Annotated in this window: 17 protein-coding genes; 13 read left to right on the top strand and 4 right to left on the bottom strand. The window is 73.3% G+C overall.

Annotated features, from left to right (window positions below; all coding sequences use genetic code 11):
* Positions 1 to 447: 447 nt before the first annotated feature.
* Together ABZ990_RS21480 and ABZ990_RS21475 are read right to left on the bottom strand one after the other, a co-directional pair.
* Complete coding sequence (locus ABZ990_RS21480) at positions 448 to 1293, bottom strand: response regulator transcription factor (RefSeq protein WP_361233723.1); 846 nt, start codon at positions 1291 to 1293, stop codon at positions 448 to 450.
* On the bottom strand, positions 1290 to 2558 hold the full coding sequence (locus ABZ990_RS21475; protein ID WP_361233720.1) for a histidine kinase: 1269 nt from the start codon (positions 2556 to 2558) through the stop codon (positions 1290 to 1292). The genes ABZ990_RS21480 and ABZ990_RS21475 overlap by 4 nt, the downstream gene beginning before the upstream one ends.
* 432 nt (positions 2559 to 2990) lie before the next feature.
* Here ABZ990_RS21475 and ABZ990_RS21470 point away from each other — a divergent pair, with 432 nt between their 5' ends.
* Together ABZ990_RS21470 and ABZ990_RS21465 are read left to right on the top strand one after the other, a co-directional pair.
* The gene (locus ABZ990_RS21470) at positions 2991 to 3296 is read left to right on the top strand and encodes a DUF4190 domain-containing protein (RefSeq protein ID WP_361233718.1); all 306 of its coding nucleotides are present in this window, start codon (positions 2991 to 2993) and stop codon (positions 3294 to 3296) included.
* Between the two features lie 69 nt (positions 3297 to 3365).
* Entirely contained in the window at positions 3366 to 4967 is a 1602-nt protein-coding gene (locus ABZ990_RS21465; protein ID WP_361233715.1) for an alpha/beta hydrolase, read from the top strand.
* Positions 4968 to 5273: 306 nt separating this feature from the next.
* On the opposite strand, the gene ABZ990_RS21460 is transcribed toward ABZ990_RS21465, so the two are convergent.
* Positions 5274 to 6542 carry a beta-eliminating lyase-related protein gene (locus ABZ990_RS21460; RefSeq protein WP_361233712.1) on the bottom strand — a complete coding sequence of 423 codons (1269 nt, stop codon included), beginning with the start codon at positions 6540 to 6542 and terminating at the stop codon, positions 5274 to 5276.
* A 501-nt stretch (positions 6543 to 7043) separates the two neighbouring features.
* On the opposite strand from ABZ990_RS21460, the gene ABZ990_RS21455 reads away from it, so the two are divergent.
* The 10 genes from ABZ990_RS21455 to ABZ990_RS21410 all read left to right on the top strand — a co-directional run bounded on the left by ABZ990_RS21455 (position 7044) and on the right by ABZ990_RS21410 (position 16074).
* Positions 7044 to 7907, top strand: a complete 864-nt coding sequence (locus ABZ990_RS21455) for a DUF2520 domain-containing protein (protein ID WP_361233817.1) — start codon at positions 7044 to 7046, stop codon at positions 7905 to 7907.
* Positions 7908 to 8104: 197 nt separating this feature from the next.
* Positions 8105 to 9103 carry a pantoate--beta-alanine ligase gene (gene panC, locus ABZ990_RS21450; protein WP_361233814.1) on the top strand — a complete coding sequence of 333 codons (999 nt, stop codon included), beginning with the start codon at positions 8105 to 8107 and terminating at the stop codon, positions 9101 to 9103.
* Positions 9100 to 10989, top strand: a complete 1890-nt coding sequence (locus ABZ990_RS21445; RefSeq protein ID WP_361233709.1) for an L-aspartate oxidase — start codon at positions 9100 to 9102, stop codon at positions 10987 to 10989. Before panC ends, ABZ990_RS21445 begins: the two co-directional genes overlap by 4 nt.
* Positions 10990 to 12024: a carboxylating nicotinate-nucleotide diphosphorylase gene (nadC, locus tag ABZ990_RS21440; RefSeq protein ID WP_361233706.1), complete on the top strand. Its 1035-nt coding sequence runs from the start codon at positions 10990 to 10992 to the stop codon at positions 12022 to 12024. It begins immediately after the preceding gene.
* Complete coding sequence (locus tag ABZ990_RS21435) at positions 12024 to 12830, top strand: type III pantothenate kinase (protein ID WP_361233704.1); 807 nt, start codon at positions 12024 to 12026, stop codon at positions 12828 to 12830. The genes nadC and ABZ990_RS21435 overlap by 1 nt, the downstream gene beginning before the upstream one ends.
* Positions 12831 to 13164: 334 nt before the next feature.
* Positions 13165 to 13842 (top strand): hypothetical protein, encoded by a 678-nt coding sequence (locus ABZ990_RS21430; protein ID WP_361233811.1) that lies wholly within the window; start codon positions 13165 to 13167, stop codon positions 13840 to 13842.
* 14 nt (positions 13843 to 13856) lie between these two features.
* Positions 13857 to 14036, top strand: a complete 180-nt coding sequence (locus tag ABZ990_RS21425) for a hypothetical protein (protein WP_361233701.1) — start codon at positions 13857 to 13859, stop codon at positions 14034 to 14036.
* Positions 14037 to 14202: 166 nt separating this feature from the next.
* Positions 14203 to 14889, top strand: a complete 687-nt coding sequence (locus ABZ990_RS21420; protein ID WP_361233698.1) for a BlaI/MecI/CopY family transcriptional regulator — start codon at positions 14203 to 14205, stop codon at positions 14887 to 14889.
* 150 nt (positions 14890 to 15039) lie between these two features.
* Entirely contained in the window at positions 15040 to 15591 is a 552-nt protein-coding gene (locus ABZ990_RS21415) for an amino-acid N-acetyltransferase (protein WP_361233808.1), read from the top strand.
* 144 nt (positions 15592 to 15735) lie between these two features.
* A complete protein-coding gene (locus ABZ990_RS21410; RefSeq protein WP_361233695.1) occupies positions 15736 to 16074 on the top strand; it encodes an Lsr2 family protein in 339 nt (112 codons plus the stop codon).
* Here the strand turns inward: ABZ990_RS21410 and ABZ990_RS21405 are convergent.
* Positions 16053 to 16841: an SCO3374 family protein gene (locus ABZ990_RS21405; protein ID WP_361233693.1), complete on the bottom strand. Its 789-nt coding sequence runs from the start codon at positions 16839 to 16841 to the stop codon at positions 16053 to 16055. The genes ABZ990_RS21410 and ABZ990_RS21405 overlap by 22 nt on opposite strands.
* Before the next feature lie 416 nt (positions 16842 to 17257).
* On the opposite strand from ABZ990_RS21405, the gene ABZ990_RS21400 reads away from it, so the two are divergent.
* On the top strand, positions 17258 to 19783 hold the full coding sequence (locus ABZ990_RS21400; RefSeq protein WP_361233691.1) for an ATP-dependent Clp protease ATP-binding subunit: 2526 nt from the start codon (positions 17258 to 17260) through the stop codon (positions 19781 to 19783).
* Positions 19784 to 19791 lie beyond the last annotated feature (8 nt).

Raw genomic sequence — 19791 nt, 5'->3', positions numbered from 1 at the left:
ATGGTGCCGGGGCCGGTGCGGGGGATGTCGTCCCGTTTGACCAGGGCCGTCAAACGACGGGCAGGGGCCGGGCCGGCGGGCGCACGGTGGGGCCATGAACGCACTCCACCAGTACCTCTTCGACAGCTACCGGTCCGCACGGCTCGGCGAGACCCCGCCGCCGGCTCCCGGCACCCACGATCTCGCCGCCCTGCGCGCGGTCGTGAGGTGGACCCGGCGCCGTCGGGAGGGGACGGACACCGCACCGGGGACGGACACCGCACCGGGGCCGGGTGTGGGTTCGGGTTCGGGTCGGGACGAGGTGCGGGGGCCTCGGTGGGGTCGGCTCGGGCCAAGCTAGGCCGGGTCAGGGCGGGTCGTGGCAGGGCAGGGCCAGGCTGGGCCAGGTCAGGCCGGGGCTGGGCCGGGCCCGGCCTGTCGTGCCGGCCGATGTCGTGTCAGCCCGTGTCAGCCCGCGCCCCCGGGCACGACCAGACCGCTCTCGTACGCGATGACCACCGCGTGGGTCCGGTTCTGCGCGCCGAGTTTGGTCAGGACGTTTCCGACGTGCGTCTTCACCGTCTCCAGGCTCACCCCGCACGACCGCGCGATCTCCGGGTTGGACAGACCGGTGGACATCAGCCGCAGCACCTCCTCCTCCCGGCCCGTCAGCGCGGCCCGCGGCAGCGCCTCGGCCGAGCCCAGGGGGCGGGCGGTGACCATCCGGCGCAGGGCCGCGGGGAAGAGGATCGCCTCGCCCGCTGCGACCACCCGCACCGCTTCCGCGATCTTGGGCACCGGGAGCCGCTTGAGGACGAAGCCGCTGGCCCCCGCGCCGAGTGCGGCGGTGACATGGCCGTCGTTCTCGAAGGTGGTGATCACCACGACCTTCGGAGGCCGGGCCGGTCCGTCCGACCCGTCAGTCCCGTCCGTCCCGTCCGGTCCGGCGAGGAGCCGCCGGGTGGCCTCGATGCCGTTGAGGCGGGGCATCCGTACGTCCATCAGGACCACGTCCGGCCGCAGCCGCCGCGCCTGCTCGACCGCCGAAAGGCCGTCGCCGGCCTCCCCGACCACCGTGATCCCCGGCTGCAGACCGAGTAGCGTGCGCAGACCGCTGCGGGTCACCTCGTCGTCGTCCGCGATCAGCAGAGTGACGGGAGGGACGGCGGTGACGGGAGCGGCAGGAGCCGTAGGGGGAGCGACGGGAGCAGGAGTGGGGGCGGCGGAGGTGCCGAGGGCGGTGCCGGTCACGCCGGCCGCCGCGTCGGCGCCGGGGTACGCGTCCGCCGTCGCGCTCGGGTGCGATCCGGTCATACGGGCGACCGTACCGGCAGCCGGACCGTGAGCCGCCAGTCCTCCGGCCCGTCCGGACCGGCGTCGATCTCGCCGTGCAGCAGCCGAACGCGCTCGGCGAGCCCCGGCAGACCGTGTCCGGACGTCGGGAAGCCCCGGCCACCCGGCTTCGTCCCGGTCCCGCGCCGGTTGACCACGGTCAGCTCCAGCACATCCGGTGCCGCCGCCACCGCGACCCGGATCGGGCCACCCGCTCCGTGCCGCAGCGCGTTCGTCAGCCCCTCCTGCAGAATCCGGTACGCCGCCCGGGAGAGCGTCCCCCGTACCCGCGCGACCTCGCCCGACAGCTCCGGCTCCACCACCGTGCCCGCCTGCCGCAACCGTTCCAGCAGCTCGGGCAGATCGGCCAGGGTCCGCGCCGGGGCCGACGCCGGTGCCGTCCCGTCCTGCCGTTCGCGCAGCATCCCCAGCACGTAGTCCAGGTCTTCGAGAGCGGCCCGGGCCGACTCCTCGATGCCGCGCAGGGCGGCCCGCGCAGCCGCCGGGTCGGCGTCGAGGACCTGGCCCGCCACCGCCGCCTGGATCGTGGCGGCCGTCAGCGTGTGTCCGATCGAGTCGTGCAGTTCGTGGGCCAGCCGATTGCGTTCCGCCAGCTCCCGCTCCCGCTCGGCGGCCAGCGCGAGCCGCTCGGCCGAGGAGGGACCGAGCAGCCGAGGGGCCAGCCGGCGCAGGGTGAGTGTCACCGCCAGGCACAGGCCCATCGCCAGCAGGAGGCAGACGAGCGCCGCCACCCAGCTCCACGGGCCGCCCCCGTCCAGCCGCAGCGACCGGCCGCGCACACTCACCCCGGCCTCGGCACCCGCCCAGCCACCGGGCAGGAGGAGGGCCGCCAGGAACAGCAGAACGCCCGGCTGCACCCCCGCCCACCCCAGCGCCACCTGCGCCAGCAGCCAGACCGGGGTCCGTCGGCGATCGGCGCCCGACAGTGCGGGAGAGGCCGTGTGCCGGAGGGGGCGCACGGGGTCGGGCAGGGGCACCCGCAGCATCCGCCGCGCGCAGGTGATCAGCACCCGCCGTGTCGTGTGGGCGAGCCCGAGCACACCGATCAGCACGGACCAGACCAGCACGGTCAGAGCGAGCCGCACGCCCAGGGGAGCGGACGGCCACAGCAACGCGGGCAGTGCCGCGAACGGCAGCAGGGGAAGGCTCGCCAGCGCGCCGCAATAGGCGAAGAGCGCACCCGTGTACGTGGAGCCGCGCAGCAGCGGCCGGATTCCCCTGAACATAGCCGGGCCAGTATGGCCGGGCGGCTCACCGGGTCCCTCCCCCGATCGGGGGAGGGAACTCTCCCGCCTTGCCGTGATGTCCTCCGGGCCCCCGGAATCCAACAATCGGGGCCTCACCGCCACCGCCGACCGGCCGGCGGGACGGAGCACCGCAAGGACGGGCTGATGAACGCTCAGGACATCGCGACGACACCGCCGAACCCCACGGCACCCACCCGGCCCCGGGTCGCCTCCCCGGGACTTACGGTCCCGGGCCCCACGGCTCCCGGATCTACGGTCCCGGGACCTACGGCTCCGGGAGTCACGGCCCAGGGCCCGACGACTCCCGGCCCCATGGCTCCCGGCCCCACGACTCACGAACTTGCCGCACCGTGGCGTACACCCGCACCCCCGGGACCGGCGGCACCGGGGAACGGCCTCGCCGTCGCCGCCATGGTGCTGGGCATCTGCGGTCTGCTCACCTCCGCCGTCCTGCTCGGCGGTCCCCTCGCCGTGATCGGTCTGATCCTGGGCATCGCGGCACTGACGAGCGCCCGGCGGACCGGGGCCGGCCGGGCCATGGCCGTCATCGCCCTGGTGACGTCGTCCCTCGCGATCGCGGTGTCCGGTCTGGCCGTCGTCTTCCTCGGCTGGTACGCGAACAAGACGCAGGAGTGCTACCGGCCCGACAGCCTTCGGGCGTACGCGCGGTGCGTCCGCCTCCACCTCGACGACCGGCCCGCCGCACCGCACCGGTGAACCGGCCCTCCCCCTCTTCTCCCCGTCTTTCCCCTCCCTCCCTCCTCCTCGACAAGGACGAGCAGCACCATGCGCGACGGATCCATCCGCCCTGTCCGCCCGATCCGCTCCCTCCGCGGAGTCCTCCTCCTCGCCGCCGGGCTCGCGGCTGCCGCCCTCGCGGCGCCGGCCGTCGGCACTGCCCTCGCCGGGCCCGACGCGCCGGACCCCTCCCACGCCCAGGACCCCCTGAGGCCGTACACCCAGCAGAAACTCCACTGGAAACGCTGCGACCCGAAGGGCCCCGACACCCTCCGGTGCGCGACCCTCAAGGTGCCGCTGGACTACGCCGACCCCGGCGGCAGGACGATCGGCCTCGCGATCTCCCGGCTCAAGGCGGACAGCGCGGAGGAACGACGCGGTGTCCTGCTGCTCAACCCGGGAGGCCCCGGCGCACCGGGACTGCTGCTGCCCATCGACCCGCTCCTGAGGATTCCGGCGGAGGTACGGCGGCGGTACGACCTCGTCGGCTTCGACCCGCGGGGCGCCGGGCGGAGCACCCCCGTCAACTGCGGCCTCACCGCCGAGGAGCAGGCCGGCCCGCCGTACAAGGCCGAGACCTTCACGAAGGACGTGGAACGGGTCCGCGCGGTCGCCGAAAAGTGCCGCGCCGCCGCCGGTGCCACCCTGCCGCACCTCACCACGCGCAACAGCGCCCGCGACATGGACGTCATCCGGGCCGTCCTGGGCGAGCGGAAGATCTCGTACCTGGGGATCTCCTACGGCACCTATCTCGGCGCCGTCTACACGCAGCTGTTCCCCCAGCGGGCCGACCGGATCGTGCTGGACAGCGCGACCGACCCCACGCGGATCTACCGGGGGATGTTCCAGGACATGGCGAAGGCGGCCGAGCATGCCTTCACCCGGTGGACCGAATGGACCGCCGGGCGGCACGCGACGTACGGACTGGGCGACACCCCGGCCGAAGTCCGCGAGACCTTCCGGAACCTGATCGCGCGGGCGGACCGCACGCCCGTCGTGTTCGAGGGGCAGCCCCTCACCGGTGACGACATCCGCGCCGACAACCGCACCTTCTTCCACCTCCGCGAGGCCGCCGAACGGATCGCCGCGCTGAAGAAGGCGGCCGAGGACGGCGCCCCGGCGCCGTCCGGCCCGCCCGAACCGGCCGAGGACCCCGACCAGTCCGACCAGGCCGGCGAGTCCGACGAGTCCGACGACAGCGACGACAACTACGCGTCCGTCGCCTGGTCCGTCATGTGCGCCGACACCCGCACCTGGTCGCACGACCCCGAGCGGTACCGGCGCGAGGCGGTCCGCGACACGGCCCGCTATCCGCTGTACGGCGACTTCGCGGCCGCCATCACGCCGTGTGCCTTCTGGCAGCGGGGCAGCGAGCCGCAGACCACGATCGACAACGGGGTCGGCGCGCTGATCACACAGAACGAGTGGGACTCCCAGACGCCTCTCTTCGCAGGTCAGGCCATGCACCGGGCCCTGCGTGGCTCCCGGATGGTCACCGTCGCGGGCGGCGAGGGGCACGGCGTCCTCTACGCGACGGACGGCGAGACCTGCGCGGACCGGGCGGCGACCGATTACCTGACCACGGGCAGGCTCCCCGCCGCGGACCTGACCTGCCGGGCCGCGGCCGGACCGAAGCCCGGACCGGAGTAGCGCCCGCCACGGGTCGGTACGTGTGCGGTGCCCGCTACGCCCGCACACGGGTGGGGGGCCTCCCCCCCCGCCCCCCTGCCCCCGCCCCACCCCCGCCCTCCACCTCCCCCGCCACGTCCGTCCCGCCCGCACACACGCCGGGACCCCGTACACGCAGGACCCGTGCGCGCACCCGCCCGTCACGCCCGCACGCGCGCCAGGGACCCGTGCACCCCCGTCAGGCCCCGTACGCCGCGCAGGAACCCGTACGCCCCCTCGCCCGCTAGGCCCGCACACCCGCCAGGACCCCGTACACACACCCGTCCGTCACGCCCGCACGCGCGCCAGGAACTCCCGTACCGCCTCCTTCACGTCCTCGGCCGTCCACTCCAGGCCCGGCGCGCTCACTGTCACCTCCGTCATCGCCACCCCCGGCGGGCCGCCCGCGGGCGCGGGGAACCAGCGGCGGAACAGGCAGGTGCCGGTGTCCTCCGTGAGGGCCAGTCCCGCCGCCGTCAGGGTGTCGGCCTCGTACGGCAGCCACACCTGGAACTGGTGGGTCGCGGGTATCTCCGGGTGCACCCGGAACCAGCCCACGCCCTCCTTCTCGAAGGCATCTCGCAGCGCCTCGGCCACGATCCGGGCCCGCGCCACGTACGAGGGCAGCCGGGGCAGCTCGGTGTCGAGGCCGCGCAGGGCGGACAGGGCCGCCGGGTACTGCTGGAAGAGCATCCCGCCGTAGCGGTGGCGCCACAGCCTGGCTTCCTCCACCAGGTCCTCGGGGCCGGCGAGCGCCGCGCCGGAGATACCGCCGAGCGACTTGTAGAACGAGACGTACACACTGTCCGCCAGGCCCGCGATCTCCGGCAGCCCCCGGCCGAAGTGCGTCGCGCAGTCCCACAGCCGGGCGCCGTCGAAGTGGACCACCGCGTCCCGCTCCCGGGCCGCCTCCACCGCGTCGACCAGCTCGTCCCAGGACGGCAGCACGAACCCGGCGTCGCGCAGCGGCAGCTCCAGCATCAGCGTCCCGAACGGCTCCGGGACCTCCCGTATCTCCTCCGCGGTCGGCAGCCGCCGCGCGTCGGTCGGATGGACCGTGCGCAGCCCGCTCACGGCCCCGAACGCACCGTCCTCATGCACTTCCGGATGGCCGAGCGGATGGAGGGCGACGACCGGATTGCCGGTCCGGCCGGCCCAGCAGCGCAGGGCCACCTGCTGGGCCATGGTGCCCGTGGGGAAGAAGACCGCGGCCGGGAATCCCAGCTCTTCGGCGACCCGCCGCTCCAGTGCCTCCACCACGCCGTTCCCGTACAGGTCGGGCAGCTGTCCTCCGTACGGCGTGGTCCCGGCCCACTCGGCCAGGTCCCGCAGTCCGTCCGCGACCGTGTGGTCCAGTGAGGCGGTCCACAGCTTGCGCGGCGCTCCGCCCCACACCCGCGCCCGGCGCACGTCCGGCCGCTCCACCTGTTCCACCTGTTCTGTCTGCTCCGGCGCCGCCGCGCCCCCGGCGCCCGCTCCCGCCGACGCGTCCGCCACTGTCTCTTCTCGTCGCTCTTCCGCGAGCCGATCCGATTCCATGGCCCGATGATGGGTCATGCGGGGATTTTCGTGCCCGGAGTTTTCCACAGCCTCGGGATGATGGTCGTACGAATGGATCCGTGGACGAGCGCCCTGGCGGCCGACCCCGACCGACCCGCCCGACAACCCACGACAACCCGCGAAATCCAGACGCACATCCGGCGCGCGACCGTCGTTTCCCCGGCCGTCCTCCGGGCCGTTTCCCCGCCGCCGCCCTGCCGTCCCGCACCCCCGAGGACCGCCCCCGGACCGCCCGGGGGACAGCCACCCGGACAGCCACCTGGACCGCCCCCGGACCTCCTGCGGACAGCCACCCGGACCGCCCCCGGACCGCCCGGGGACAGCCCGTGAGAGGCCCCGAACGCTGGCGTAGCATGACGAGAAATCGTCCGGTACCCCCCGCGGACTGGAACGGAAGAAGGCCGACCCCACACCGTGAACGCACCCCCAGAACCCCAGCCCCCGCAGCCCCGGCAGCCCCAGGCGGACCGCGCCGAGGACCGCCCCGCCCGGCTCACCGTGGGAGTCGTCGGCGCCGGCCGCGTGGGCCCCGCCCTCGCCGCCGCGCTCCAGCTCGCCGGGCATCGCCCGGTCGCCGTCTCGGCGGTCTCCGACGCCTCCCGGCGCCGCGCCGCGACCCTCCTGCCCGACGTCCCCGTCGTCGAGCCCGCCCGCGTGCTCGCCCTCGCCGACCTGGTCCTGCTCACCGTCCCCGACGACGCCCTGCCCGGCCTCGTCGAGGGTTTGGCCGAGACCGGCTCCGTGCGCCCCGGCCAGCTCCTCGCCCACACCTCGGGCCGCTACGGGGTCCAGGTCCTCGATCCGGCCCGCCGGGCCGGCGCCCTGCCGCTCGCGCTGCACCCCGCCATGACCTTCACCGGCACCTCCGTCGACGTCCAGCGACTGGCCGGCTGCTCCTTCGGCGTGACCGCCCCCGAAGAGCTGCGGCTGGCCGCCGAGGCCCTGGTCATCGAGATGGGCGGCGAGCCCGAGTGGATCGCCGAGGAGAACCGGCCGCTCTACCACGCGGCCCTCGCGCTCGGCGCCAACCACCTGGTCACCCTGGTCGCCCAGGCCATGGAGCTGCTGCGCGCCGCCGGCGTCTCCGCCCCGGACCGGATGCTCGGCCCGCTGCTCGGCGCGGCCCTCGACAACGCCCTGCGCTCCGGCGACGCCGCCCTCACCGGGCCGGTCGCCCGAGGCGACGCGGGCACCGTCGCGGCCCATGTCGCCGAACTGACCAAGCACGCGCCCGGCACCGTCGCCGGCTATCTCGCGATGGCCCGCGCCACCGCCGACCGGGCGCTCGCGCACGGCCTGCTCAAGCCCGAGCTGGCCGAAGATCTGCTGGGCGTGCTCGCCGAGGGGGACGACCACCGATGACCACCACCCCGAACCCGGCCCCGAACCCGGCCTCGAACCGGAACCAGGCCCCGGCCGCCACCCCGGCCCCGACGGCCACCCCGGCCCCGACGGCCACCCCGGCCGCCACCCCGGCCCCGGCCGCCGCCACCCCGGCCCCGGCCGCCGCCACCCCGGCCCCGACCACCACCTCGGCTCCGGCCGCCACCACCCCGGCCCTGGTCCGTACGGCCGTCGACCTGCTCGCCCTGCCGCACGGCGGCGGCCGCCGCGCCGTCGTCATGACCATGGGTGCCCTCCACAACGGCCACGCCACCCTGATCCGCGCCGCGCGCGAGCACGTCGGCCCGGCCGGCACCGTCGTCGTCACCGTCTTCGTCAACCCGCTCCAGTTCGGCGCGGGCGAGGACCTCGACCGCTACCCGCGCACCCTCGACGCCGACCTCACCCTCGCGAGGACCGCCGGTGCCGACGCCGTCTTCGCGCCCGCCGTCGACGAGGTCTACCCGGGCGGCGAGCCGCAGGTACGGATCACCGCCGGCCCCATGGGCGAACGCCTCGAAGGCGCCTCGCGGCCCGGCCACTTCGACGGTGTCCTCACCGTCGTCGCCAAGCTCCTCCACCTCACCCGTCCCGACCTGGCCTTCTTCGGCCAGAAGGACGCCCAGCAGCTGGCCCTGATCCGCCGCATGGTCCGCGACCTGAACTTCCCGGTGGAGATCGTCGGCGTGCCGACCGTCCGCGAGGCCGACGGGCTCGCGCTGTCCAGCCGCAACCGCTACCTGTCCGCCCCCGAGCGCCGCACCGCCCTCGCCCTGTCCCGTGCCCTGTTCGCCGGCGCCGACCGGCTCGCCGCCCAGGAGGCGCTGCGCGCCCGGGCGACGGCCCTGCCCGGTACCCAGGGCCGGTCCGGGGACCGGGCCGAGGCGCTGTCGCGGCTCGGCGAGGCCCGCGCCGCCGCCGACGCGCACGCGGTCGCCCAGGCCGCCGAGCACCACGCGGCGGGGGCCGTACGGGCCGCCGCCCGCGCCGTACTCGACGAGGCGGCGAAGGCCGAGCCGCCGCTCACCCTCGACTACCTGGCGTTCGTCGACCCGGCCGACTTCACCGAGGTCGCCGACGACCACACCGGGGACGCGGTGCTCGCCATCGCCGCGCGGGTGGGCGCCACCCGGCTCATCGACAACCTCCCCCTCACCCTTGGAGCGGTGAAGTGACCGGAATACGGCTGGACGCCCCCGCCCCCGGCTGGACCGTCGACGCCGACGTCGTCGTGGTCGGCTCCGGTGTCGCCGGTCTGACCGCGGCCCTGCGCTGCACCGCGGCCGGGCTGCGTACGGTCGTCGTCACCAAGGCCCTCCTCGACGCCGGCTCCACCCGCTGGGCCCAGGGCGGCGTCGCCGCCGCCCTCGGCGAGGGCGACAGCCCCGAGCAGCACCTCGACGACACCCTCGTGGCCGGCGCCGGGCTCTGCGACACCGAGGCCGTCCGCGCGATGGTCACCGAGGGCCCCGACGCCGTCCGCCGGCTCATCGGGACCGGCGCCTCCTTCGACGTCGCCGCCGACGGCACGATCGCGCTGACCCGGGAGGGCGGCCACCACCGCCGCCGGATCGTGCACGCGGGCGGCGACGCGACCGGCGCCGAGATCTCCCGCGCCCTCGTCGAGGCCATACGCGCGCGTGGCGTGCGCACCATCGAACACGCCCTGGTCCTCGATCTCCTCAAGGACGCCGACGGCCGTACGGCGGGCGTCACCCTCCATGTGATGGGCGAGGGCCAGCACGACGGCGTCGGCGCCGTCCACGCCCCCGCCGTGGTCCTCGCCACCGGCGGCATGGGACAGGTCTTCTCCGCGACGACCAACCCGTCCGTGTCCACCGGCGACGGCGTCGCGCTCGCGCTGCGGGCCGGCGCCGAGATCTCGGACCTGGAGTTCGTCCAGTTCCACCCGACGGTGCTGTTCCTCGGCGTCGGCGCGGAGGGCCAGCAGCCGCTCGTCTCCGAGGCGGTACGGGGCGAGGGCGCCCACCTCGTCGACGCCGACGGGGTCCGCTTCATGCTCGGTCAGCACGAACTGGCCGAACTGGCGCCCCGCGACATCGTCGCCAAGGCGATCACCCGCCGGATGGCGGAAAAGGGCGCCGACCACATGTACCTCGACGCCCGTCACTTCGGCGCCGAGATGTGGGAGAACCGTTTCCCGACGATCCTGGCCGCCTGCCGGGCGCACGGCATCGACCCCGTCACCGAGCCGATCCCGGTCGCCCCCGCCGCGCACCACGCGTCCGGCGGCGTCCGCACCGACCTGCGCGGCCGTACGACCGTTCCCGGGCTCTACGCGTGCGGGGAGGTCGCCTGTACGGGGGTGCACGGCGCCAACCGGCTCGCGTCGAACTCGCTCCTCGAAGGTCTGGTCTTCGCCGAGCGCATCGCCGCCGACCTCATCGCGCACGGCCCGCACACGGAGAGCGCCGCTATCCATGGAACGGGCGCGCCCGAGGCCGGCACCCGGACCGAGCCCGAGGCCGCAATCTGGGCCGGCACCGAGACCTGGGCCGAGATCGGCACGTCCACCGGCGCCACCGGCGCCGACGGCACCGCGGCCACCGGCCCCTGGACCGTGATCGAGACCCGGACCGCGCCCGGCTCCACCGAGACCTGGGCCGAGACCGTCCCCACCACCGGCACCGCCGTCCTCCCGCTCCTCGCCCCCGAGGTCCGCCGCGAGATGCAGCGGATCATGACCCGGGGCGCGGGCGTGCTCCGCTCCGCCGAGAGTCTCGCCGAAGCCGCCGCCGCCCTGGACGACCTGCGCCGCGGCCCGGCCGACGGCGCCGGCGAGCACAAGCCCGCCGTACCGGGCGTGGACTCCTGGGAGACCACCAACCTGCTGTGTGTCGCCCGCGTCCTGGTCGCCGCCGCCCGCACCCGCGCGGAGACCCGCGGCTGCCACTGGCGCGAGGACCACCCCGACCGCGACGACCGCGACTGGCGCCGCCACCTCGTCGTACGCCTGACGCCGGACCGGCGCCTGACGGTCACCCGTACCGCCACCCCGGACTTTCCCGCCGTAACCCCCGATGCACCCAGGGAGCAGTAAGTGACCACGCCGAGCACCCCCGAGGAGAGCCGTCCCGAGCCCGTGGACGTTCCCCTGATCCAGATCAGCGCCCCGTCCGGGCAGGACGCGGAGGCCGGCGGCTGCGGCGACGGCTGCGCCTGCGGCGAGGGCGACGAATTCGAGTGCGGGCTCGACCCGGCGCTCGCCGAGCTGCTCGCCGACGCCGGGCTCGACCCGGTCCAGGTCGAGGACATCGCCCACCTGGCCATCGCCGAGGACCTCGACGGCGGCGTCGACGTGACGACCGTGGCCACCGTCCCCGAGGACGCGGTCGCGACCGCCGACTTCACCGCCCGCGAGGCCGGCGTGGTGGCCGGACTGCGGGTCGCCGAGGCGGTCCTGTCCATCGTCTGCACCGACGCGTTCGAGGTCGAGCGGCACGTCGAGGACGGCGCCCGCGTCAAGGCCGGCGAGAAGCTGCTCAGCGTCACCGCCCGCACCCGCGACCTGCTGACCGGCGAGCGCAGCGCCCTCAACATCCTGTGCCGGCTGTCCGGCATCGCCACCGCCACCCGCCGCTGGGCGGACCTCCTCGAAGGGACGAAGGCCAAGGTCCGCGACACCCGCAAGACCACCCCGGGCCTGCGCGCCCTGGAGAAGTACGCGGTGCGCTGCGGTGGCGGCGTCAACCACCGCATGTCGCTGTCCGACGCCGCACTGGTGAAGGACAACCACGTGGTGGCGGCCGGCGGCGTGGCCGAGGCATTCGCGGCCGTGCGCGAGGCGTTCCCGGAGATCCCGATCGAGGTCGAGGTCGACACGATGCACCAGGTCCGCGAGGTCCTGGACGCGGGCGCCGACCTGATCCTGCTGGACAACTTCACCGTCGGCGAGACGGAGGAGGCGGTCGCCCTGGTCGCGGGCCGCGCGACCCTGGAGTCCTCCGGCCGGCTCACCCTGGACAGCGCGGCGGCCTATGCCGCCACCGGCGTCGACTACCTCGCGGTGGGCGGTCTCACCCACTCCTCCCCGATCCTCGACATCGGTCTCGACCTGCGCGAGGTGCGCGCCTGATGCTGCTCACCATGGACGTCGGCAACACGCAGACGGTCCTCGGCCTCTTCGACGGCGAGGAGATCGTGGAGCACTGGCGCATCTCGACGGACCCGCGCCGCACCGCCGACGAGTGGGCGGTGCTGCTCCAGGGCCTGATGCGGATGCACCCGCTGCTCGGCGCCGAGCTGAGCGACGGCGTCGCGGGCATCGCGATCTGCGCGACGGTCCCGTCGGTGCTGCACGAGCTGCGCGAGGTGACCCGTCGCTACTACGGCGACGTCCCCGCCGTCCTGGTGGAGCCGGGCGTCAAGACGGGCGTCCCCGTCCTCACGGACAACCCCAAGGAGGTCGGCGCCGACCGCATCATCAACGCGGTCGCGGCCATCGAGCTGTACGGCGGCCCGGCGATCGTCGTCGACTTCGGTACGGCGACCACGTACGACGCCGTCACCCCGCGCGGCGAGTACGCGGGCGGCGCGATCGCGCCGGGCATCGAGATCTCGGTCGAGGCGCTGGGCGTCAAGGGCGCCATGCTCCGCAAGATCGAGCTGGCCCGGCCGCGCAGCGTCATCGGCAAGAACACCGTCGAGGCCATGCAGTCCGGCATCGTCTTCGGGTACGCCGGTCAGGTCGACGGTGTCGTCGCGCGGATGAAGCGCGAGCTGGTGGGCCCGAACGGGGACCCGTCGGACGTCACCGTGATCGCGACGGGCGGCCTCGCGCCGATGGTGCTCTCCGACTCGAACGAGATCGACGAGCACGAGCCGTGGCTGACCCTGATCGGGCTGCGCCTGGTGTACGAGCGGAACGTGGCGCGGCTCTGACCGCGTGACGTGACCCGGCGGGCGGGCGGGCCGGCGGCGGGGCGGGGCGGGGCAGGGTGGCGGGCACGACGGCCGCCGGACCGCCCCGCCGCCCGCCGCCCGCCGCCCGCCGCCCGTCGGCTGCTCGGCTCCACGCCCGCCCTGCCCCGAACCCCCGCTCGCCCAGGCCCCCCACCCCTCCCCTTCGGCGGCATTCGTCGTCCCTCCGGCCGTCAATCCACCCGTGCGCGCGGTTTTCCCGCCGGGACTCGCCCGGAAGATCGAAAAGCAGGGTTTTTGTCCGATTAGCGCGTATCGTCGGCCCATGCCCACGCCCTACGGACCCCGCGGCGGCATGGCGTTCAGCGCGGACGAGCTGTGCGTGCTCCGCCGCGCCCTCGCCACCGCACTCAACCCTGCCCCCCTTCAGGACGAGGACGTCCAGGAGTGTCTGCGCCTGGCCGATTCCGTGGACGAGGCCGTGCGGGAGGCCGGCCGTCACCGCGCGTTCCTCCTCGCCGACCTGACCCGCTACCGCCAGGCCCTCCCCGGCTCCCTCACCGGCTATCTGGAACTCCTCCAGGACGCCCTCGCCGCCGGTCACGACCCGCACGCCGACGACCTCGCCGCGCTGCGCGCCCTGCGCGGCAACGCCACGGCCGCCGCCCTGCTCGCCCGCTGCCTGGTACTCGCGGAGCGGTCCGTCCGGATCCGCCTCGGCCGTGTCGCCCAGGCCCAGGCCCGTACCCCCGTCCGGGCGCCCGCCCCCATGGCCCCGGCGCGGACCGCCGGCCCCGGCGCCCCCTTCGCGCCCGTCCTGCCGCAGCGCACCCGGCTGCTCGCCCTGCCGGGCGGCCGGGCCGCCGACGAGCGGGGCAAAGGGGCGAAGCGGCCCCCGCCCGCCACCCCGTCCCGGCCCGGCGCGAAGCCGCCCGAGCCGGGCGAACGGCCCGTCCCCAAACCGTCCGAAGTGTTCCCGCCGCGCCGGCGGCCGGCAGTGCCGCCCCCGGCCGAGGAACGCGTCGCCGGATAGCTACTCTGGACGTCATGGACTACGTATCCGCGCTCCTGCCCCCCGTCGTGATGGCCGTGTTCTTCATCGCCCTCGTCGTGACGATCGTCAAGACCCAGGGCGGCCCGAACAAGGCCAAGGAGGACGCGGCCGTGGACGCCGCCCTCGCCCGCGCCGAGTCGGCCCGGCAGCCGGGAGCCGACACCGTCGCGTAGCCCCCGCGATGCACGGGCCGCCCGCCCTTTAGGGTGGCGGCCCCGCGCATCCGCACGCCCCGAGGACGTACGACCGCCGTCAGGCCGTACGTCCTTTTTGTTCCCCAGTGGGGCGATTTATTAATAAATGGACGTGTATTCGGTCGTCTCGCACTAAGGTGGCGCTGTGCCCCGTCAACTGGGAGAACTGGAAGACGCGGTCATGACCCGCGTCTGGCAATGGAACCGTCCGGTCACCGTCCGGGAAGTCCTGGAAGATCTCCAGCAGGAACGGTCCATCGCCTACACCACCGTCATGACGGTATTGGACAATCTCCATCAGAAGGGCTGGGTGCGCCGGGAAGTCGAAGGCCGTGCCTATCGATATACGGCGGTCTCCACCCGCGCCGCCTACTCGGCCGCACTGATGAACGAAGCGTGGGCGCAGAGCGACAACCCCGCCGCCGCCCTTGTCGCCTTCTTCGGCATGATGTCGCCCGGCCAGCGCGAGGCACTCGACGACGCCGTCCGCATCGTCCAGCGCGGCAACCCCGACACGACCGAGGCCGTTCCCGCCGCCGTTCCCGCCCCGGCCGAATCGGCGGAATCCACGGAATCGGCGGAAACCGCGAAGCCCCCGGAAGCCGCCGCGGCCACCGAACTTGGCGAAGTCGCGGAGCCGCCCGCGAAACCCGCCGAACCCGCCGAATCCGCGAAGCCCGCCGGCGCGACGGGGCCCGCCGGAGCCGGGAAACCCGCCGAAGCCGCCGCGTCCGCCGAGTCCGCCGCCGTCACGGAACCCGCTCCCGCCGCCCCCGGTGAATCCGGCGAACCCGCCGAGGGGGACGAAGAGGACGCCGGGTCCGGGCGGTAACGTCCCCCCATGTCATCCCCGTCATCCCGGTCATCCTCGGCGTCTTCGTCGTCCCCGTCGTCTTCGTCGTCCGACTCCGACTCCGCCTCCGCCTCCGCCTCGGCCCCGGCATCGCCCCCGGCCCAGGCCCCGGCGTCCTCCGCCCAGCCGCTGCCGCCCGCCTCCGTCCCCGAGCCGGCCGCCGCCCGCCGGGCCGCCGGCGCCATCACCGTCCGCCGGGCCCGCACCTCCGACGTGGCCGCGCTGCGCCGCCTCGTCGACCCGTACGTACGGCGCGGCATCCTCCTCGACAAGGCGACCGTGACCCTTTACGAGGACATCCAGGAGTTCTGGGTCGCGGAACGCGACGACGACGCCACGGTCGTCGGCTGCGGCGCGCTGCACGTGATGTGGGAAGACCTCGCGGAAGTACGTACTCTCGCGGTGGACCCTTCCTTCAAGGGCGCCGGAGTGGGACATCAGGTGCTCGACAAGTTGCTGCACACCGCCCGTTGGCTCGGTGTGCGCCGGGTATTCTGCCTCACCTTCGAAGTGGACTTCTTCGCGAAGCACGGCTTCACCGAGATCGGGGAGACTCCGGTCGACGGAGATGTCTACAGTGAGCTCCTGCGTTCCTATGACGAGGGTGTCGCGGAGTTCCTGGGACTCGAACGAGTGAAGCCGAACACCTTGGGCAACAGCCGGATGCTTCTGCACCTGTGATCGGGGTACGGAACGGACCATCTATGTCCGAATCGCGCATGTTTCCCGCGCTGCCGGGGTTCTGAACCTCTCCCAGGGGTTTGTGTTTTCCCGGGAAAAGCGGTTTCCTTTCCGCGTACTGCATTTTCGATGAAAGGAAATCCGGTGGCACAGAAGGTTCAGGTCCTTCTTGTCGATGACCTCGACGGTGTCGAGGCGGACGAGACCGTGACGTTCGCGCTCGACGGGAAGTCCTACGAGATCGACCTCACCACCGCCAACGCGGAAAAGCTCCGTGGCCTGCTCGAGCCGTACACCAAGAATGGCCGCCGTACCGGCGGGCGAGGTGCCGGTACCCGTGGCAAGGGCCGTGCCGCCGCTTCCGCCGGCAGCCCGGACACCGCGAAGATCCGCGCGTGGGCGAAGGAGAACGGTTACAACGTGAACGACCGCGGCCGCGTGCCCGCCGACATCAAGGCGGCCTACGAGGACGCCAACCGCTGACCCGCCCGCTGCCGGCCGGCCGGTGCCACGGCACCCGGCCCCGGCAGGCGGTCGCGGTCCGCACCCAGCAGCCGCGTCCGATGGCACGCGGCGGCGGCGGTGGCGACCAGCCGCGCCAGACAGGGTCCGCCGCTCGCGCCGCCCGCACCGCTCCAGGGGGAGGGGCGCAGGGCGGGCAGCGAGGACTCCGCGCCGGGACCCGGCGGCGGAGGGCGCAGCCACACCGCGGCGCCGCCGGGCCCACCCGGCCGGGCGGACGGCGCGGGGGCGGTCATCAGACCGCCCGCTCCAAGGGCCCGCAGGTCCAGCCGGATCCCGCCCCATTCCAGCCACTCCAGGAGTCCGGGCAGCTCATCGGCGCTTCCGGGGGCGAGCAGGAAGCACATCCGCCGCCCCGTGAGGGCCACCGGACCCGTCCCGGGCCCCGGCCCGGCACCCATCCGGCGCAGCGTCTCGCGGCCGGCCGCGTCCGGCAGCTCCAGGACGTCGAAGCGCACCCCCGTCCGCAGGCGTACGGGCGGCCCCGCCTCGGCGGGCCAGCCCAGCTCGCGCTCGTACCACCGGGCCCACCGGACCCACCGCGCCTCCGGGCCCGTCCGGCCCCCCGGGTCCGCCCGGGCCGCACCACCGCCGAAGGACGCGTCGCGAGGCGTGCCGCGAGGCGCGTCGCGAGACACGTCGAGAGGTACGTCGACGGGTGCGCGGGGGACGGGAAGAAGGGTGGCGGGAGGCATATTCGGGGAACGTCCCACCGGGAGTTTGGTCACGCTCGGTCCTTGATCCGGAGCGAGGAGTGTCCATGATGGGGGCGTACGGGTGCATTCGGGCGCGCAAGGTTGTTCGCCCGTAGCGGAGGGAACCGGGGTGCGCCGCATGGAGTGTCCGTGCCTACGGGTAAGACATTCCATGTGAGGAGGGGCGTCTCGCAGACAGAAGCGCCACACGTTCGCCATCGGCGTACTTAAGCCGAGGCTGACGGCTTGGCCTGCGGGAACATCGTCTCGCACCATCGAGTTGGAGCATTTGTCGAGTGTTCGGCAAGCGGTCTCCCCTGTAAGCAGGGGGTGATCCGGACGGATGTCGGCAGTTGGAATGAGCGGTCCCCGCTTGCGGGACTAAGCTGCGGAAGGACAGGGAGGGGATCGACCCCTAACTGACTGACCGCTCTGAGGAGCGATTAACGATGTTCGAGAGGTTCACCGACCGCGCGCGGCGGGTTGTCGTCCTGGCTCAGGAAGAAGCCCGGATGCTCAACCACAACTACATCGGCACCGAGCACATCCTTCTGGGCCTTATCCACGAGGGTGAGGGTGTCGCCGCTAAGGCCCTGGAGAGCCTCGGGATTTCGCTCGAGGCGGTCCGCCAGCAGGTGGAGGAGATCATCGGTCAGGGCCAGCAGGCCCCGTCCGGGCACATCCCCTTCACTCCCCGTGCCAAGAAGGTCCTGGAGCTGTCGCTCCGCGAGGCCCTCCAGCTCGGCCACAACTACATCGGCACCGAGCACATCCTGCTCGGCCTGATCCGCGAGGGCGAGGGCGTCGCCGCCCAGGTCCTCGTGAAGCTGGGCGCCGACCTGAACCGGGTGCGGCAGCAGGTCATCCAGCTGCTCTCCGGCTACCAGCAGGGCAAGGAGGCGGCCACCGCAGGCGGTCCCGCCGAGGGCACGCCCTCGACCTCCCTCGTCCTCGACCAGTTCGGCCGCAACCTCACCCAGGCCGCCCGCGAATCCAAGCTCGACCCGGTCATCGGGCGCGAGAAGGAGATCGAGCGGGTCATGCAGGTGCTGTCCCGCCGTACGAAGAACAACCCGGTCCTCATCGGCGAGCCCGGCGTCGGCAAGACGGCGGTCGTCGAGGGCCTGGCGCAGGCCATCGTCAAGGGCGAGGTGCCCGAGACCCTCAAGGACAAGCACCTCTACACCCTCGACCTCGGTGCCCTGGTCGCCGGCTCCCGGTACCGCGGTGACTTCGAGGAGCGCCTGAAGAAGGTCCTCAAGGAGATCCGCACCCGCGGCGACATCATCCTGTTCATCGACGAGCTCCACACCCTGGTGGGTGCGGGCGCCGCCGAGGGCGCGATCGACGCCGCCAGCATCCTCAAGCCGATGCTGGCCCGCGGTGAACTCCAGACCATCGGTGCCACCACTCTCGACGAGTACCGCAAGTACCTGGAGAAGGACGCCGCTCTCGAGCGCCGCTTCCAGCCCATCCAGGTCGCCGAGCCGTCGCTGCCGCACACGATCGAGATCCTCAAGGGTCTGCGCGACCGGTACGAGGCCCACCACCGCGTCTCCATCACGGACGAGGCGCTGGTCCAGGCCGCGACCCTGGCCGACCGCTACATCTCCGACCGCTTCCTGCCGGACAAGGCCATCGACCTCATCGACGAGGCCGGCTCCCGCATGCGCATCCGCCGGATGACCGCGCCGCCGGACCTCCGCGAGTTCGACGAGAAGATCGCCGCCGTCCGCCGGGACAAGGAGTCCGCGATCGACTCGCAGGACTTCGAGAAGGCCGCCTCGCTGCGCGACAAGGAGAAGCAGCTCCTCGCCGCGAAGACGAAGCGCGAGAAGGAGTGGAAGGCCGGCGACATGGACGTCGTCGCCGAGGTGGACGGCGACCTGATCGCCGAGGTCCTCGCGACCGCCACCGGCATTCCGGTCTTCAAGCTGACCGAGGAGGAGTCGAGCCGCCTGCTGCGCATGGAGGAGGAGCTCCACAAGCGCGTCATCGGGCAGAACGACGCCGTCATCGGTCTCTCGCGCGCCATCCGGCGTACCCGCGCCGGTCTGAAGGACCCGAAGCGCCCTGGCGGTTCGTTCATCTTCGCCGGCCCGTCGGGTGTCGGTAAGACCGAGCTGTCCAAGGCGCTCGCCGAATTCCTCTTCGGCGACGAGGACGCGATGATCTCCCTCGACATGTCGGAGTTCAGCGAGAAGCACACGGTTTCGCGTCTCTTCGGTTCCCCGCCCGGATACGTGGGCTACGAAGAGGGCGGCCAGCTCACCGAGAAGGTGCGCCGCAAGCCGTTCTCCGTGGTCCTCTTCGACGAGGTCGAGAAGGCCCACCCCGATATCTTCAATTCCCTTCTCCAGATCCTGGAGGACGGTCGTCTGACCGACTCCCAGGGCCGGGTCGTGGACTTCAAGAACACGGTCATCATCATGACGACCAACCTCGGTACGCGGGACATCTCGAAGGGCTTCAACCTCGGCTTCGCGGCCCAGGGCGACACGAAGTCCAACTACGAGCGGATGAAGGCGAAGGTCAGCGACGAGCTGAAGCAGCACTTCCGCCCGGAGTTCCTCAACCGTGTGGACGACGTCATCGTCTTCCCGCAGCTGACGCAGGACGACATCCTCAAGATCGTCGACCTGATGATCGACCGCGTGGACGACCGCCTGAAGGACCGGGACATGGGCATCGAGCTCTCCCAGTCCGCCAAGGAGCTGCTCGCGAAGAAGGGTTACGACCCGGTGCTCGGCGCCCGTCCGCTCCGCCGGACGATCCAGCGCGAGATCGAGGACACCCTCTCCGAGAAGATCCTCTTCGGCGAGCTGCGCCCCGGCCACATCGTGGTCGTGGACACCGAGGGCGAGGGCCAGGAGAAGACCTTCACCTTCCGCGGCGAGGAGAAGTCGGCTCTGCCCGACGTTCCTCCGGTCGAGGCGGCGGGCGGCGCGGGCCCGAACCTGTCGAAGGAAGCCTGACCAGTCAG

Origin of the sequence: Streptomyces sp. NPDC046203 (assembly GCF_040646255.1) — a bacterium.
GTDB lineage: Bacteria > Actinomycetota > Actinomycetes > Streptomycetales > Streptomycetaceae > Streptomyces.
Note: the sequence above shows the minus strand (reverse complement) of the source record. Positions and strands in the feature narration are given on the sequence as shown.